At 35.0% G+C, this 15829-nt stretch carries 14 protein-coding genes; 7 read left to right on the top strand and 7 right to left on the bottom strand.

The window, feature by feature from the left end; genetic code table 11:
* Positions 1–16 precede the first annotated feature (16 nt).
* The 6 genes from VFM92_RS04270 (at position 17) to paaD (ending at position 4330) form a co-directional block, all read left to right on the top strand.
* A complete protein-coding gene (locus tag VFM92_RS04270) occupies positions 17–580 on the top strand; it encodes a DUF4256 domain-containing protein (protein WP_325120956.1) in 564 nt (187 codons plus the stop codon).
* A 77-nt stretch (positions 581–657) separates the two neighbouring features.
* Complete coding sequence (locus VFM92_RS04265; RefSeq protein WP_325120955.1) at positions 658–1245, top strand: TetR/AcrR family transcriptional regulator; 588 nt, start codon at positions 658–660, stop codon at positions 1243–1245.
* Between the two features lie 20 nt (positions 1246–1265).
* Positions 1266–2264, top strand: a complete 999-nt coding sequence (paaA, locus tag VFM92_RS04260) for a 1,2-phenylacetyl-CoA epoxidase subunit PaaA (RefSeq protein ID WP_325120954.1) — start codon at positions 1266–1268, stop codon at positions 2262–2264.
* A gap of 126 nt (positions 2265–2390) precedes the next feature.
* Positions 2391–3032, top strand: a complete 642-nt coding sequence (locus VFM92_RS04255; RefSeq protein WP_325120953.1) for a phenylacetic acid degradation b — start codon at positions 2391–2393, stop codon at positions 3030–3032.
* A 3-nt stretch (positions 3033–3035) separates the two neighbouring features.
* The gene (gene paaC, locus VFM92_RS04250; RefSeq protein ID WP_325120952.1) at positions 3036–3791 is read left to right on the top strand and encodes a 1,2-phenylacetyl-CoA epoxidase subunit PaaC; all 756 of its coding nucleotides are present in this window, start codon (positions 3036–3038) and stop codon (positions 3789–3791) included.
* A gap of 53 nt (positions 3792–3844) precedes the next feature.
* Positions 3845–4330: a 1,2-phenylacetyl-CoA epoxidase subunit PaaD gene (paaD, locus tag VFM92_RS04245; protein WP_325120951.1), complete on the top strand. Its 486-nt coding sequence runs from the start codon at positions 3845–3847 to the stop codon at positions 4328–4330.
* A gap of 192 nt (positions 4331–4522) precedes the next feature.
* Here the strand turns inward: paaD and VFM92_RS04240 are convergent, their stop codons facing one another.
* Together VFM92_RS04240 and VFM92_RS04235 are read right to left on the bottom strand one after the other, a co-directional pair.
* Positions 4523–4840, bottom strand: coding sequence for a hypothetical protein (locus VFM92_RS04240; RefSeq protein WP_325120950.1), 318 nt, complete (start codon positions 4838–4840; stop codon positions 4523–4525).
* 258 nt (positions 4841–5098) lie between these two features.
* Positions 5099–5845, bottom strand: coding sequence for a DUF3891 family protein (locus tag VFM92_RS04235; protein WP_325120949.1), 747 nt, complete (start codon positions 5843–5845; stop codon positions 5099–5101).
* A gap of 211 nt (positions 5846–6056) precedes the next feature.
* Here VFM92_RS04235 and VFM92_RS04230 point away from each other — a divergent pair, with 211 nt between their 5' ends.
* Positions 6057–7694, top strand: a complete 1638-nt coding sequence (locus VFM92_RS04230) for an ABC-F family ATP-binding cassette domain-containing protein (RefSeq protein ID WP_325120948.1) — start codon at positions 6057–6059, stop codon at positions 7692–7694.
* Between the two features lie 179 nt (positions 7695–7873).
* Here VFM92_RS04230 and VFM92_RS04225 read toward each other — a convergent pair whose 3' ends face one another.
* The 5 genes from VFM92_RS04225 to VFM92_RS04205 form a co-directional block, all read right to left on the bottom strand.
* Positions 7874–9130, bottom strand: a complete 1257-nt coding sequence (locus VFM92_RS04225) for a metallophosphoesterase (protein WP_325120947.1) — start codon at positions 9128–9130, stop codon at positions 7874–7876.
* A 76-nt stretch (positions 9131–9206) separates the two neighbouring features.
* Entirely contained in the window at positions 9207–12611 is a 3405-nt protein-coding gene (locus VFM92_RS04220) for an efflux RND transporter permease subunit (protein ID WP_325120946.1), read from the bottom strand.
* A gap of 17 nt (positions 12612–12628) precedes the next feature.
* Positions 12629–13765 carry an efflux RND transporter periplasmic adaptor subunit gene (locus tag VFM92_RS04215; RefSeq protein WP_325120945.1) on the bottom strand — a complete coding sequence of 379 codons (1137 nt, stop codon included), beginning with the start codon at positions 13763–13765 and terminating at the stop codon, positions 12629–12631.
* Between the two features lie 28 nt (positions 13766–13793).
* On the bottom strand, positions 13794–15152 hold the full coding sequence (locus VFM92_RS04210; protein WP_325120944.1) for a TolC family protein: 1359 nt from the start codon (positions 15150–15152) through the stop codon (positions 13794–13796).
* Complete coding sequence (locus VFM92_RS04205; RefSeq protein ID WP_325120943.1) at positions 15145–15759, bottom strand: TetR/AcrR family transcriptional regulator; 615 nt, start codon at positions 15757–15759, stop codon at positions 15145–15147. The genes VFM92_RS04210 and VFM92_RS04205 overlap by 8 nt, the downstream gene beginning before the upstream one ends.
* Positions 15760–15829: the final 70 nt, after the last annotated feature.

Genomic DNA, 15829 nt, shown 5'->3' with positions numbered 1-15829 from the left:
TAGCATAATTTTAAATATGGCCATCACAAAGCAGTTAAGTACAGAGAAGCAATCTGCTATTTTAGAAAAGCTTAAACTAAGATTTGAACAAAATAAACATAGACATTCATCCATAAAATGGATAGAAGTACAAAATAGATTAGAAACAAACACCGAGAAATTACAAACACTCGATGAAATGGAATCCACTGGTGGTGAACCTGATGTGGTAGGAAAAGATGAAAAAACAGGTGAATTTCTGATTTATGATTGTTCAAAGGAGAGCCCTGAAGGCAGAAGAAGTATCTGTTATGATAAGGCAGCCCTACTAGGTCGAAAAAAATATCCTCCGAAAAACAATGTTGAGGAAATGGCAAAAGAAATTGGCATCGAATTGCTTTCTGAAGTCCAGTATCGATATTTACAAACCTTGGGAAATTTCGATACTAAAACCTCAAGTTGGATAAAGACACCTGATAAAATCAGAAAACTAGGTGGTGCTTTGTTTGGTGATTATCGATATGAAACAGTATTTATCTATCACAATGGTGCTGATTCATATTATGGAGCAAGAGGATTTAGAGGATGTTTGAGGATTTGAATTAGTAACTCTACCTCAATGAAAAAAATCTTTGAACTAAATTACCCTAACGAACGTTTGTTTATTATATTTGAGCAATGATAACCAAAACTAAAGTAAATAGGAAACAACAAATTATTGAAAAAGCTACTCACCTGTTTCAAAAACAAGGTTATGCAGCAACGAGCATGCGTGATCTAGCGGGTTACATCGGCATTGAAGCTGCTAGTTTGTATTCTCACATTAAGTCAAAAGAGGAAATTTTACAAACTATTTGTTTTCAAATGGCTAATGATTTTTTTGAATCACTAGAGAAAATTGAATTAGAGGAAATGAGTGCTGATGAAAAATTAAAAAAAGCTGTGGTTTCTCATATTAAAGTTTTAACGAAAGATAGAGCAGCTAGTGCAGTTTTCTTTTCAGAATGGCGACATTTAAGTGAAGCTTATTTAAAAGACTTTCTTACGATGCGTAACAATTATGAAAATAAGTTTGTACAAATATTAATAGATGGACATAAGGAAGGAATCTTTAAAAAAATGGATGCAAAATTTACTGTTTTAGCATTGCTTTCTTCCATCAACTGGATGCCTTCATGGTATAAACCAGAAGGAAAATTAAGCCCAGAAGATATAGCTGAAAATGTAACAGACGTATTCATTAATGGGCTAAAAATTAGATCTTAAAATAAAAAAAATAAAAAATTATGTACGGAGGCGGACAAGTATTTGAATCATCATCAATCAATAATGATTTATTAAAAGATGAAGACCCACAAAAATTAGCAGAATTTGAAGCTCGAATCGAAAGAGGTGAAAAAATTGAACCTAACGATTGGATGCCTAAGCTGTATAGAAAACAATTAGTCAGAATGATTGAACAACACGCTCATTCTGAAATTATCGGTTCTTTACCTGAAGGAACATGGATTACAAGAGCTCCTGGTTTTAAAAGAAAATTGGCTTTAATGGCCAAAGTTCAAGATGAAGTAGGTCATGCACAATTACTTTATGGTGCTGCCGAGACTCTAGGAAAAAGCCGTGAGCAAATGATTGAAGATTTAATTACAGGAAAATCCAAATATTCTAACATCTTCAATTACCCTACTTTTACATGGGCAGATTCATGCTTTATTTCATGGTTAGTAGATGCTGGTGCAATTGTAAACCAACTGGCAAATGCTAGAGGTAGTTACGGACCTTACTGCCGTGCATTGGATAGAATTTGCGCTGAAGAGTCTTTCCACTTGAAATATGGTCATCATTGTGTGATTCACTTGGCTACAGGAACTCCAAAGCAACGAGAAATGATGCAAGCTGCTGTAAACAGATGGTGGCCTCCTATGATGCACTTCTTTGGCCCTTCTGATAAAATGTCCACACATACTCAGATTTTGACCAAATGGAAAGTGAAAATGGCAACCAATGATGAATGCCGTCAGCAGTTCCTGGATATGTATGTTCCTAAAATCTGGGAATTAGGATTAACTATTCCTGATGAAAACTTGAAAAAGAATACTGAAAGTGGAGAATGGGAATTCTCTGAGCCAGATTGGGAAGAATTTAAAAGAGTAATCAATGGTGATGGGCCTTGTAACAAAGAGCGCTTAGCCGTAAGAAGAACAGCAGAAGAAAGAGGTGCTTGGGTTAGAAGAGCCTTAACAGCTAAAACTAAAGGCGAAGAATACGTAGCACCACTTGCGTAAAGAATTACGAATTAGCTGCACTTTCTTCATTCCCGCGTAACCTGTCCCGTACTCAAAGTCGGGAGGAGGGAATATTACTTAATCAAAAGTAGTATCAATCATTAATTACTAATTGTTAATTAAAATATGTCTGATTTTTTAAACTCATTAGATCCTAGAATAAACAGATTACACATTCCTGCTGAATTTGGAACTACTTTTCCAAGTAAGGATAGCAAGGATCAATTTGTCACCTTCGAAGTATTCGTGCAGCCCAAAGAAAACAAACCCTATCAGCATGAAGGCATTGTGCATGCTCCTACGATTGACATGGCTTTTCTTTTTGCCAAAGAACAATTTAGCAGAAGGGGAATGAGTTGCACAGGAGTTTGGGTAGTAAAGACAGATAATATAAAAGTATCCCCTATCACGGAAAATGGTGAGGATATTTACGATTTCATACATAAAGAAATATTGGACGATGCCGAAAAGGGAAAGGATGAGAAATATGAAATCTTTCATTTAAGAAAAAGAGGGAAGCAACATGCTCATGTAGGGAATTTAGATGCTACTTGTTATGAAGATTCACTTCTCAAAGCAAAAAGTAATTTTCGAGAGGAGAAGCCTATTCTCAATATTTGGGTAGCTAAAACAGAAGACCTTCTTAAAATTGAAGGGGAAGATTTCAAAGATATCTGGGATACGCTACCTGACAAAAAATATCGTGATGCTATGGATTATAAAGCAACCGATAAAATCAAAAAATTTAAAGCAGAACAAAACGTATAAGTCATGACTGAAGAAGCACTAAAAGATTTATTATATAAAATTGCAGATGATTTATTGATTTTAGGTCATAGAAATTCTGAGTGGACAGGTATGGGACCTTTATTGGAAGAGGATATTGCATTTTCTTCAATGGCGCAAGATAAAGTGGGTCAAAGCCTAGCTTTTTATAGTTTATTGCATCAACTGGGTGAGCAAGAGCCTGATACCGTAGCCTTCACAAGAAATGCTGACCAATTTCATAATTGTCAATTTGTTGAACTTCCTATTGGGGAGTATGACTTCAGTTTGATTCGTCATTTTTTATTCGACCATGCAGATTACATTAGATTTAGTATGTTGGCTGAGTGTCCAATTGAAGAAGTTGCACAAGTAGCTAGAAAATTAAAAGGTGAAATTAAATATCACGTAATGCACGCTAATACTTGGATAAAGCAGTTAGCAACAGCAAACTTAGAAGCTCATGATCGTTTGCAAAACAGCTTGAATGAAGCTTTACCATATGCTTTAGGGATATTTGAACCTTCAAAATTCGAAAAAGAAATAATTGAAGCAGGTGTTTATCCTGGTGAAAAAGCGATTGAAGAGCAATGGAAAGAAAATATTGCGATAGTTTTAGAGCAAGCTAATTTGAATTTACCAAAGTGGAATACTATTAAACCTATTTTTGGGGGTAGATATGGAAAACATACTAAACATCTTCAACCTCTAGTAGAAGAGATGAGTGAAGTTTTTAGAGTAGATCCTACAGCGGATTGGTAATAGATTTTCATTAATCAGAACTAATAGATAAAGAATATAAAATCATTATTAAAATGACATTAACTGATGATAAAATATTGGAATTGTTGAAAGAGGTGAAAGACCCTGAAATCCCTGTTATTTCATTAGTTGATTTGGGTGTGATAACGGGCATTGAAATCGAAGAGGACCATGTAACCGTTAACATGACCCCTACTTTTATTGGTTGTCCGGCTATGGATTATATGAAGCAAGATGTGGTAGATGTTCTCAGTAAAAATGGAATCGACAATCATACAGTCAATTTGAACTTAAAAACAACCTGGAGCTCTGATTTGATTTCTGATGAAGGTAAAAGAGCATTAAAAAAATTCGGATTAGCTCCCCCTCCTGTTCATAATAATCTAATTGAAGACTTGGATATCATTGAACATGCAGAATGTCCAAATTGCGATAGTACAAATACGACTCTAAAATCACCATTCGGACCAACGCTTTGTAGGTCTTTACACCATTGTAATAGTTGTGGCGAGGCTTTTGAGAGCTTCAAACCTATTTAAATTAAAAGGATTAGGTTTTATTAAAGAGTACAAACCTGTCTAGATCTTTAACTTGGTTCTTGAGGTAAATATTCTTTGACTTTAAAAAAAGTATTGGAATACAATTAAATTTACCCCCAACAAAAAAAGTTCGAGCTTTAGACTCGAACTTTCGAAATTTTAAAATTTTATCTTGTTAACGTAACGATATTCTTACAAAATAAGAATCAATACAAGCGCAATTAATATAATTGCCCCCACTGACAAATAAACGCCTCCACCTAATGCCTTAAGCTCTTTTTTAGCCGCTGTTACTTCTTCTGCCAATTCTTTTTTCTCTGTGCGATCCATGTCAGAAAAATTCATGTCCTTGATTTCAACAATACGATTCATTAAAACTTGTGACCTTATTTGCATTGCTGCAGAAGAATCTGCTTTATTCACATTTCTAGCTGAATCAGCTTTCAGACTAACTGGAAAGAAGGAAAAAGCGATAGCTAATACCGTGATGTAAACTTTTAAATTTTTCATAATCTAATTTTAGATGTTTTAGTAGTCAAATGTCCATATTTCATGATAAAATCATTTACATCCAAACATCTAAATCTTACATAAATCACAGAAATTAATAGATTAAAAATCAACGTGGGCTCAGTAAACAGTTTCTGAGGATGTGAGGTATTTCAACCCAGGAGTTATATTTCTAATTTTAGAAAATCACAATTAATTCACCTATTTATGAAGTTAATACCTCATAAATTTATATTTAGAACCCTTCAATTTATTATACTAAGTAACTACTATTTTAAACTTAAAATCCTTTAAAGTTACTTCTGATTTATCTATAGCTTTCTTCAACGCTTTTCCTGAACCAAAAACCGCTTGTTTTACGTATCGTGTTTCAACTGAAAAGTCAAATGATTGGGCTTTGAAGCACCACGGCTCTATAATTAAATTTCCTTTTTCATCCTTACTTGCAAAATAAGTTTGATTATCTATGCTTTTATTGATTTCTAGTTTTCTACCATTTATCGGTACTTCGTCTTTACAAATCATTAAGGAAAGTCTGTCGCTAAATCTTAGTAGTTGATAATATTCATTTAATTGCTCCTCATTAATTCCAAATTTTTTAACCGTCTGTTTTCTAAATGTATCACCTTCTTTTAAGAAGCCTTTCAGTTCTTTTCCTGCCGCATCATTATTATAGAGGAAATTTAAATGTGAGGAAATTAATAAGCCTATCCAGCTCGATTTATGAAGGGCCAGATCCATCAGACCTCGAGCTCTTTTTATTATACTGTTTTGTGATTCTGATTTACTCAATGCGAAATCCATTGGCAGGCCTGTGTCAGACAAACAAGACTGCATATCTAAGTCCATCTGTTTATCATCATGCTCAATTATAGCCGTAAGGGTTTCCACCCATTGCTTAGGACGGTATTTTGGATGAATCTGTGCCGCAATTTGACCCGCCAGCAAGCCATGAGCATATTGAGAAATGATTTCCCATCCTTTATTTGTGGTATTTACTATCATGATTTTTATTCGTGGTCAAATCAAGAAAGCAGTTTTACTTAATTGATAGTTTATTATCACTTACGTAATTGAGTAGCTAAAAACTAAAAATCAAAAAGTTTAATTGAAATAGGGCTTTATTAATTCTAAACAGCTTAATAAACAAACATTCTTAAGCTATTGAAATTATCACCCGATTAATTGATACCTTTGCGGCTTAATTTGATACAATATGATTTCAGTTGATGCAGTAGGCGTTGAATTTAGTGGCTCCACCCTATTTAACAATATTACTTTTAATATTAATGAGAATGACCGCATAGCCCTCATGGGGAAAAATGGTGCAGGAAAATCGACTTTATTAAAAATTATTGCTGGGGCTAATAAACCTACTTATGGTAAAATTTCAGCACCCGGAGATGCCATTATAGCCTACTTACCACAGCATTTATTAACAGAAGATGACTCTACTGTTTTTGAAGAAGCCTCTAAAGCTTTTGCTGCCATTTTAGAAATGAAAAATCAAATGGAGTGGTGTAATCAACAATTGGAAACACGGACAGATTATGAATCTCATGAATACAGCAAGATTATTGAGCAAGTTTCTGAACTGAGCGAAAAATACTATAGCATTGATGATATTAATGTGGACGCTGAAGTAGAAAAAACTTTGCTAGGTTTAGGTTTTTTACGGTCAGATTTTAATCGCTCTACTGCTGAATTTAGTGGTGGATGGAGAATGCGAATTGAATTGGCTAAAATTCTATTGAAAAAACCTGATTTAATCCTTTTAGATGAGCCCACCAACCATTTGGATATAGAGTCGGTGCAATGGCTAGAAGATTTTTTAACCAATAATGCAAAAGCAGTAATGGTAATCAGTCACGATAAAACTTTTGTGGATAATTTAACCAATCGCACAATAGAAATCACACAAGGAAAAATTTACGACTATAAAACAAATTACTCTCACTATTTAGAACTTCGCAAGGAAAGACGTGAACAGCAGCAAAAACATTTTGACGACCAGGCAAAGCAAATAGCCGATATTCAGCAATTTATTGATCGTTTTAAAGGTACTTATTCCAAAACCCTTCAAGTACAATCACGCGTGAAAATGCTGGAAAAAATGGAGATTGTGGAAGTTGATGAGGTAGACACAGCCGCATTGAATTTGAAATTCCCTCCTGCTCCACGCTCAGGGAATTATCCTGTTATTGCAGATGGTTTGAGTAAAGCATATGGTGATCATGTAGTTTTCAATGATGTTTCCCTGACCATAGCCAGAGGTGAAAAAATTGCCTTTGTAGGTAAAAATGGTGAAGGTAAATCTACTTTAGTGAAAGCCATCATGGGCGAAATTGATTATGAAGGTGAGCTACAAGTGGGGCATAATAGTATGATTGGCTACTTTGCACAGAATCAGGCGGCATTATTAGACGGTGACCTCAGCGTATTTCAAACCATTGACAATATTGCCAAAGGAGACGTAAGAACTAAAATAAAGGATATGTTGGGTGCTTTTATGTTCAGTGGTGATGCCCTTGATAAAAAAGTAAAAGTACTTTCCGGTGGGGAACGCACTCGCTTGGCGATGATTAAATTATTGCTTCAGCCAGTTAATTTGTTAATTCTGGATGAACCTACCAATCACTTGGATATCAAAACTAAAGAGATTTTAAAAGATGCTTTAAAAGCTTTTGAGGGTACTATGATACTAGTCTCTCACGACCGGGATTTCCTCGATGGCCTAGCCAACAAAGTGTTTGAATTTGGCAATAAAAGAGTGAAAGAGCATTTTGAGGACATTAACGGCTTCTTACGAAATAAGAAAATGGAGAATTTGAAAGAGATTGAGCGGAAAGTTTGATGGGATTAGTTTATTTATTGAACTAGTCACACGCGGCACACTGCTAGTCCTCGATTGTATCGAGGATTCTAAAAATATCGAGTTAGAAACTCGAAAAATTAGCTTAAACTTAAGAATTTGATTTAAGAAAAATTGGAAGTGCGTGCAAATGTTAGGCTAGAGCGAACGATTTGGTGACTTTAACCCTGCCTCAACTCCAAAATAGTGATTTCAGGCGGCATGCCAATTCTTCCAGGATATCCAAGATAACCATACCCCCTATTCACATATAGTTTTTGGTTACCTTCCTCATAAAGACCTGCCCATTGTTTGTATACATATTGCGAAGGACTCCATTTAAACCCCGGAACTTCTATGCCAAACTGGAAACCATGTGTATGTCCCGCTAGCATTAAATCGATATCCTTGTAATCTTTTCTAATCTGCGCATCCCAGTGGCTTGGGTCATGCGATAATAATATTTTCGCTGGGAAATCTTCAGTGCCTGCATAGGCTTTGCTGATATCTCCATATTTAGCAAATCGGCCTGCTCCCCAGTTTTCAACTCCTAAGATTGCTAGTGGTTCATTATCCACCTTCAAAATCCGATTTTCATCCAATAGCAAATCCCAACCCATTATTTTGTGCGCTTCTTTTACGTCTGCTAAGTTTTGAGCTTTGGCTTTTTCACTACTCCAGTTTTTATAATCACCATAATCGTGATTTCCCAAAGTTGAAAATACTCCTAAATCTGCTTTAAGCTTTGAAAATATGGAGATGTAACCTTCTACTTCATCAGCTTCATTATTAACCAAGTCACCAGTAAAGAAAATCATATCGGGCTTTTCAGCCATCAACATATCTACTCCACCTTCTACGGCTACTTTATTCCAAAAGCTTCCGCTGTGGATATCAGAAATTTGTGCAACCTTAACTCCGTGCCACGCTTTGGGTAAATTAGGAATTACAATTGATTTTCTACGGATACGGTAATCATGTGCACCTGAAATAATCCCAAAGCTCATAGCTGCCAAAGGCAATCCTCCCGCTACTATAGCTGATTTTGCTATAAATTCGGACCGTGTAATTTTTTTTCCTTCGATTGATGAATTAGAACTTGAAAACTGATCCTTGATTTGATAAACTACCCATTCGCCCAATCGATACAAGTCACCTAAAATCAGGACTATCATAGCAATGCCCTTGGATAGATAATTCATAAAAACCAATACCAACATAAACTGACGAGCAATTCTGGAAAAGAAGTCTGGATCAGTAAAGTGATACAAAAAGAAGCCTAAAATAGTAATGGCCGTAAATCCCCAATAAATACCATAAGTGATGTTTTTCGCCAAGGGCGAAAAATTCTGTACAGCAATCTTCACCGCCTGAAAAACATAAAGATCAATCAGGATGAATATTACCGCTACTATTGGTATGAGAATAACTTTGGACATGTTTTGATGTTAGATGTGGGAAGTTAGGGGTTAGAAGTAGGAAGCGAAAACTTCGTTCTTCCTACTTCTAACTCAATTACCTACCTATCCCAAATTTAGCATTTACTTTATTTGCGATAAGATACATTACGGGCACAATTATTAATGTTAGAAAAGTAGCAAATGTCAAACCAAAAATAATAGTCCAACAAATTGGCTCCCAAAACATTACAGAATCTCCACCTAAATAGAAATCAGGATCGTAACTTGTAAATAATTTTATAAAGTCGAAATTGAATCCTATAGCCAGCGGAATGAGTCCCAAAACAGTTGTGATTGCAGTCAATAAAACCGGTCTTAAACGTGTCTTACCTGCAAGCATTACAGCATCTTTCACCATTTCGTAAGTTAATTTTTCACCCTCTTCTAAGTTTAATTTCCTGTTCTCTTTACTGATTTCAATAAAATCAATTAACACAATGGCATTATTGACAACTATCCCAGCTAGTGAAATAATTCCAATCATGGTCATAACGATGATAAAATCCATTTGGAACACCACTAACCCTAAGAAAACTCCGATTGTACTGAAAATCACAGAACTCATGATGATAAATGGAGCTGTCAATTTATTAAATTGTGCCACAATTATTAAAAAAATCAGGAAAACTGCCATTAATAAAGCTAAGCTTAAAAACTCTAATTCCTCTTCTTGCTCTGCTTGTTCACCTGTGAATTTTACTTCATAACCAGTAGGGACCTCGAAATCATTCATAGCAGCTTTCAGCTGATTATTGACATTTGTGGCATTATATCCATCCAAAATATTGGAATAAACAGTTACTACCCTATCCAATTCCTTTCTGTTGATAGAACCATAAGTACTCGTATAAGATAAGTCTGCTACAGCACTAATTGGAACTTGATTCACTTTTCCAGTGGATTGGTCTCGATAAGTAATCTTTTTATTAATTAAGGCATCCACATCATATCGATACTCATCAGAATAGCGCAATTGAATCTCATAATCATCCTCTCCTTCTTTATATTTTGATATTTCTTTTCCAAATAGACCTGTTCTGATTTCATTCGCAATAATAGCGGTGCTCAAACCAAATCTTCGGGCACTTTCCCTATCAATATTGATAGTAAGTTCTGGTTTCCCCACTTCCAAATCACTTTTTAAATCTTCTATTCCCCCAATATTTTGGTTATTAATAAAAACTTTTAAATCTTCCGTAATTTGAATTAATTTATCATAGTCTTCTCCACTGATTTCAATATTCAAGGGCTTTCCAGTGGGAGGACCTGCTTGGTCCTTATCTACGGTAATGGAAACGCCAGCATACTTATCTGAAACAGCATCCCTTATTTCATTCATGACTTTAGTGGTTGAAACACCATTCCTGTACTTAAACTCTACGAAATTGACCGTTATCCTAGCTTTATTAGGAGTATCAGATTGTCCCATAGCAGTAGGATCACTTGGATCACTTGCACCCCTTCCTACATTAGCCACAACTGATTCTACAATATCAGAATAAGGAGCAATCACTTCTTTCACTTCCTGCTCAATTTTAAGAGAAAATTCATTAGTATGTTCAACATCAGTCCCTACAGGGAATTCCACGAAAACGTTTACATATTTGGGCTCATTTTCAGGAAAAAACAACACATTAGGTGTAAAAACACCTAAAAGCATTACTGAACCAATAAGCGCCAAAACTGTACCTCCCAAAAAGTAATAGGGATTCCAGCCTCTAATTGCAAATTCAAGGGCTCGGGAATATAATTTTTCTAAATTAGGTAAAAAGCCTTTCTGGAATCTACGTGAAAGTGGTGTTAGAACATAGGTATTTAACAGACCAAGCACTCCAAATAATATAGCTAAATTCCCAACAGCATACACTTCAAAAATTATAAAGATAGCACCAATAACAAATGAGATAATTGCATTTCTCCAAACTTTCTTGTAGTTCAATTTTTCTCCATCATCTATCTGCATAAATGATGCGATAAACACCGGATTAATAACCAAGGCTACAAACAATGATGAACCTAAAGTGATAATCAATGTAATTGGTAAATACTTCATAAATTCACCAATTAAGCCTGGCCAAAAAGCTAATGGTAAGAAAGCCGCCAATGTGGTTGCCGTTGAGGAAATAATAGGAAGTGCAACTTCTCCAACACCAATTTTTGTAGCATTTATTGGTGTATACCCTTCTTCCATTAATCGATAAACATTTTCCACCACCACAATGCCGTTATCCACCAACATACCGAGTGCCATAATTAAAGAGAATAGCACTATCATGTTGATGGTGATACCTAAAGCTCCTAAAATCATAAATGCCATAAACATTGACATTGGAATAGCTACTCCAACAAAAAGTGCATTTCGAGTTCCTAAGAAAAATAATAACACCAGAACCACTAAAATAACTCCTGAAATAATGTTATTCTCCAAGCTGCTTACCTGGTCTCTAGTTTGCTGAGATTGATCATTCGTAATAGTCACTACTAAATCTTCCGGAAAAACCTCTTCCTTAGCCTTCTCTACTACTTCATAAATCTTGTCTGTCAAAATTAGCAAGTTCTCCCCGCTTCTTTTCACAGCATCTACCATGACTACTGCCTCGTTATTTAATCGTGCATAACTTTGCTTTTCTTTGTAGTCAAATTCTACCTCTGCAATATCTTTTAAGTAAACAATATTGGCCTTTTCATTTTTGATAATAAGGTTTTCTAAAGCTTCAGGGTTTTCATACTCTCCTGAAATCGCCACTGTTCTCCTGATATCACCAATTTTAATATTCCCACCTGACATGGTCATGTTCTCTTGCTGAACGGCAGTTTCGATATCATTGAAACTGATCTTACGCGCTTCCATTTCAAGAGGATCTACCATAATGCGGACTTCTTTTTCATCTACACCTCTGATTTCTGCTTTGGACATTTCAGGAAATTTCTCCATTTCCTCTTCCAAATATTCAGCATAAGAATTCAAAGTTTCCACGCTATAATTTCCCGATAAATTAATATTCATAATCGGGAATTCTGCCACGTTTAGTTCAAATACATTAGGCTCATCCTGCAAATCCGATGGAAGCTCCGATTTAGCTTGATCAACCGCATCTTTCACTTCCTGCAATGCCTCTTCAACATCCGTGTCAGTAGTAAATTCAATGATGATAGTTGAAAAATCTTGAACTGAAGTTGATTTTATATTATCGACTGAAGAAATGGTATTGATTTCTTTCTCAAGTGGACGCGTAATCAATTTCTCCATATCAGCTGGTGAATTCCCAGGATGCAGGGTACCTACATAAATGGTAGGCTGCGCTATTTCAGGAAAGTTTTCTTTTGGTAAGTTGATATAAGATATAATTCCTAAAACCACAATAAGGAAAGACAATACATAAACGGTCGTACTGTTATTGACCGATAAACTAGTTAGGCCAAATTCCTTTTCTACTTTCTTTTTATTTTGATCGCTCATAAAAATATTTTTCGAAATTATTGTCCTAAACGAACATCAATACCATTCACGACTTCTCTATAACCAGATGTAATAATCGTTGCTCCTGCCTCTATACCTTCCAATATTTCGGTCTTCCCGTTATAAGTTTTTCCTCTTACAACCCTCACTTTTTGGGCTTTCTTTTGATTATTTTCAGTTTTAACAACAAATACAAAATTCCCTATATTATCTTGCTGCACCACATCAGATGGTACCACCACGGCATTTTCATTTTCATAATCTACCAATGTTAAGCGAGCAAATTGATTAGGTTTCAGTTGTTTTACAAATTCATTGACCTTCACATCTAATTGAAAAGTTCTGTTAGCAGGATTTATGACATAGCTTACTGCACTTACTACCGTTGAAAAGGATTTTTTAATAGAGGGCAAATAAACTTCTACAGAATCTCCTTGATCAAAATCATTAATATATTCCTCTGAAATTGCTGCCTTTAGATACATTTCTTCTTGACTAAGCAAACTTAAAACTGGCATACCAGGCTGCACTATTTCACCCATATTCACATTAACATCATTTATACGACCATTGAAGGGAGCTCTAATATAAGCCATATCCAATCGAGATTGAGCTGTTGCTAATTGCCTTTCAAGGCTTTCCTTTCTATTTTTAGCTTCCAAATATTGTACTTCAGTACCTATTTCCTGTTCCCACAGGTTTTTTTGCTTTTTGAAAATTGTAGTTGCTAATTCTAAAGCAGTTTTCAATTCTTTGATGTTATTTTCAGTTGTGGATGCATCCATTTTTACCAACAATTGATTTCGTTTTACCATATCGCCTGTCGTTACGTTTATTTGGGTTACTCTACCCATTGTTTCAGCACCCATCGTAATAAATTTACGAGAGGCCACCTCACCTTGCACTTGAATTTTATGTTCGAAATCTTGAATTTCTATTTCATCCGACTTTATCAAAACAGCCTGATTAGATTTTTTTGAAAATTCAGGGTCTAGTGCTGCAATTTGTGCTTGTAATTCAGCTGCTTCAATTGATTTAGCTTGAATTTCTTTTTCAATTGTTTCTAGCTTTGATTTCAGTTTTTCCACATCGGATTCTCCAGTGCAAGCTCCCATGAAAACGGCAAGGGCAATTATTAAAATTGAATTTCTCATTTTTATAGTTATTCTCATTTTTATCAAATCAATACAATATTCCTAAAGCTTTTTCCAAATCTATTTTGGCAATAACGGCATCATAAAGTGAGCCATAATAATTTGTCTCTGCCTCTTTTTTAGAAGTCTCAGCATCTAATAATTCACGACTACTCGCCAATCCATTTTTATATTTAACTTCAACTTGCTCATAAACCGACTGAGCTAATTTCATATTTTGTTGCTGCACATCCAGACTCTCTTTTGCGGAAGCTAAATCATTTTTAGCTTGCTTGATTTCCATATCAATTGAGCTTTTCAACTGGTCTTTCTGAATCTCGAGCTGTTCTATCTGAATTCGGTTTCTCTCCATTTTACTTGACCTTCTTAAGCCAGTAAATAAATCCCAATTTAAACTCACTCCTACTGCACCAAAACTTAACCATCTATCATTAAAATTGAATAATTCAATAGTTCTATTGGTACCAGTATTCCAACCGTAACTTAAATTTGCGTACAGTTTAGGCAGTAAAGTTGCTTTATTATTTCTTAAATCAAGATTAGCCAAATCCTGATTTGTTTGAAGAATCGAATATTCTGTTCGCTCCCGGTAATCAAAGCTTTCCTCCTTATTTAAATATTCACCTGCATCTAAACTTAGGCTTTCAATATTTCCTGAGAGTTCTAATGGAGTGTCTAAAGGCAGTCCCATTTGAAATTTCAATACATCCATAGAAACTTCAAATCCTCTTTTCGCCTTTTTATTTTCAGTCGTAATATTATTCAAATTGACACGGATTCTGTCTATATCAATTTTCTCAGCAAACCCATTTTCATAAAGTGCTTCGGTTTCAGTTAGGACTCTTTCGAGCTGTTCCCTGTTTGCATCTACTAATTCTAGTCTTTCTTCCGATATTAAAACCAAATAATAAGCCTTAGTAATGGCTGAAACAGTCTCTACTTCTGATTGATTTGATTCTTTTTGTCTTAATTCTCTTAATGTTTTTGCAGCTTGCAAACCAACAAAATAAGAACCATCAAATAATAACTGCGAAACTGCAAAATTTGCATTGGCATCATATTCAACACCAAAAGGTGCTGCAACTGAATTTTCAGGATCTCCATTTGGGTCAACAAAGTTTTCAGGAAGGAAGGCTTTCCGAACTTCATAGTTATAATTAACACCAGTTTGAAAATTAACTTGTGGCAATCCGATTGATCGGGTTTCTGCAACTTGTGTTTCAGCTATAGCCTCTTCTAGTCTGACTGTTTTCAAATTTCGATTATTTTCTAACGCGTAACTAACGCATTCTTCCAAACTCATAGGTTTGGCCATTTCCTCTTGAGCTATAATGCCAAATGGCAATAAAAAAGCCCATGTGCATAAAAATCTGATTTTGTTAAGCATCCTGCTCTTCATTTAAATATTGATTATATTTCTGTTTTCCTTTTTCAGTAAGTAACCCATGGATAAAATGATCAAAAAGCTGCTCATGAATCTCCTTAAAATCAAATTTATCTCTTGGGAAAATATCATTGTTAAAAGCGAGTTGAACTTGTTCTATTCTTTGTATTATCAGTATTTCCGTATGGATTTCTGATCTAAAAAAGCCTGAAACAATGCCTTCCTGAAGGATTTTTTCCATTCTTTCTTTCATGAATGTGTTTTTAAATTCAAGAAATCTTTTGTAAGCCTTCGGGAAATAGCGCTGTAAATCGTAAAGAACAGTTGGGTTAACCGCTTCTACTTGCATTTTCATACATTTAGAAATTTTATACATCGCCTCAATTGCATCTTTACTTTGATCCAAAACTCTGTCTATTTCTTCTCTATGATCGGAAAAATGTTCATTAACAGAACGGTAAACAATGCTATTTTTATCACTGAAAAACTGATAAATGGTTTTTTTGCTAACGCCTACCTTTCTGGCAATGTCATCCATTGTTATAGATTTCAAGCCAAACTGCATAAACAAATTTTTTGCGCCCTCTAATATGTTTTTCTCTGTGTTCAAATGATTATATTGCGATTTATACTCAGGAAACTAAAATTAGATTAAAAGTTTCCTCGGTTTCCAACGGACA

This window comes from Marivirga sp. (assembly GCF_035704835.1).
In the GTDB taxonomy this organism is placed as follows: Bacteria; Bacteroidota; Bacteroidia; order Cytophagales; family Cyclobacteriaceae; genus Marivirga.
Note: the sequence above shows the minus strand (reverse complement) of the source record. Positions and strands in the feature narration are given on the sequence as shown.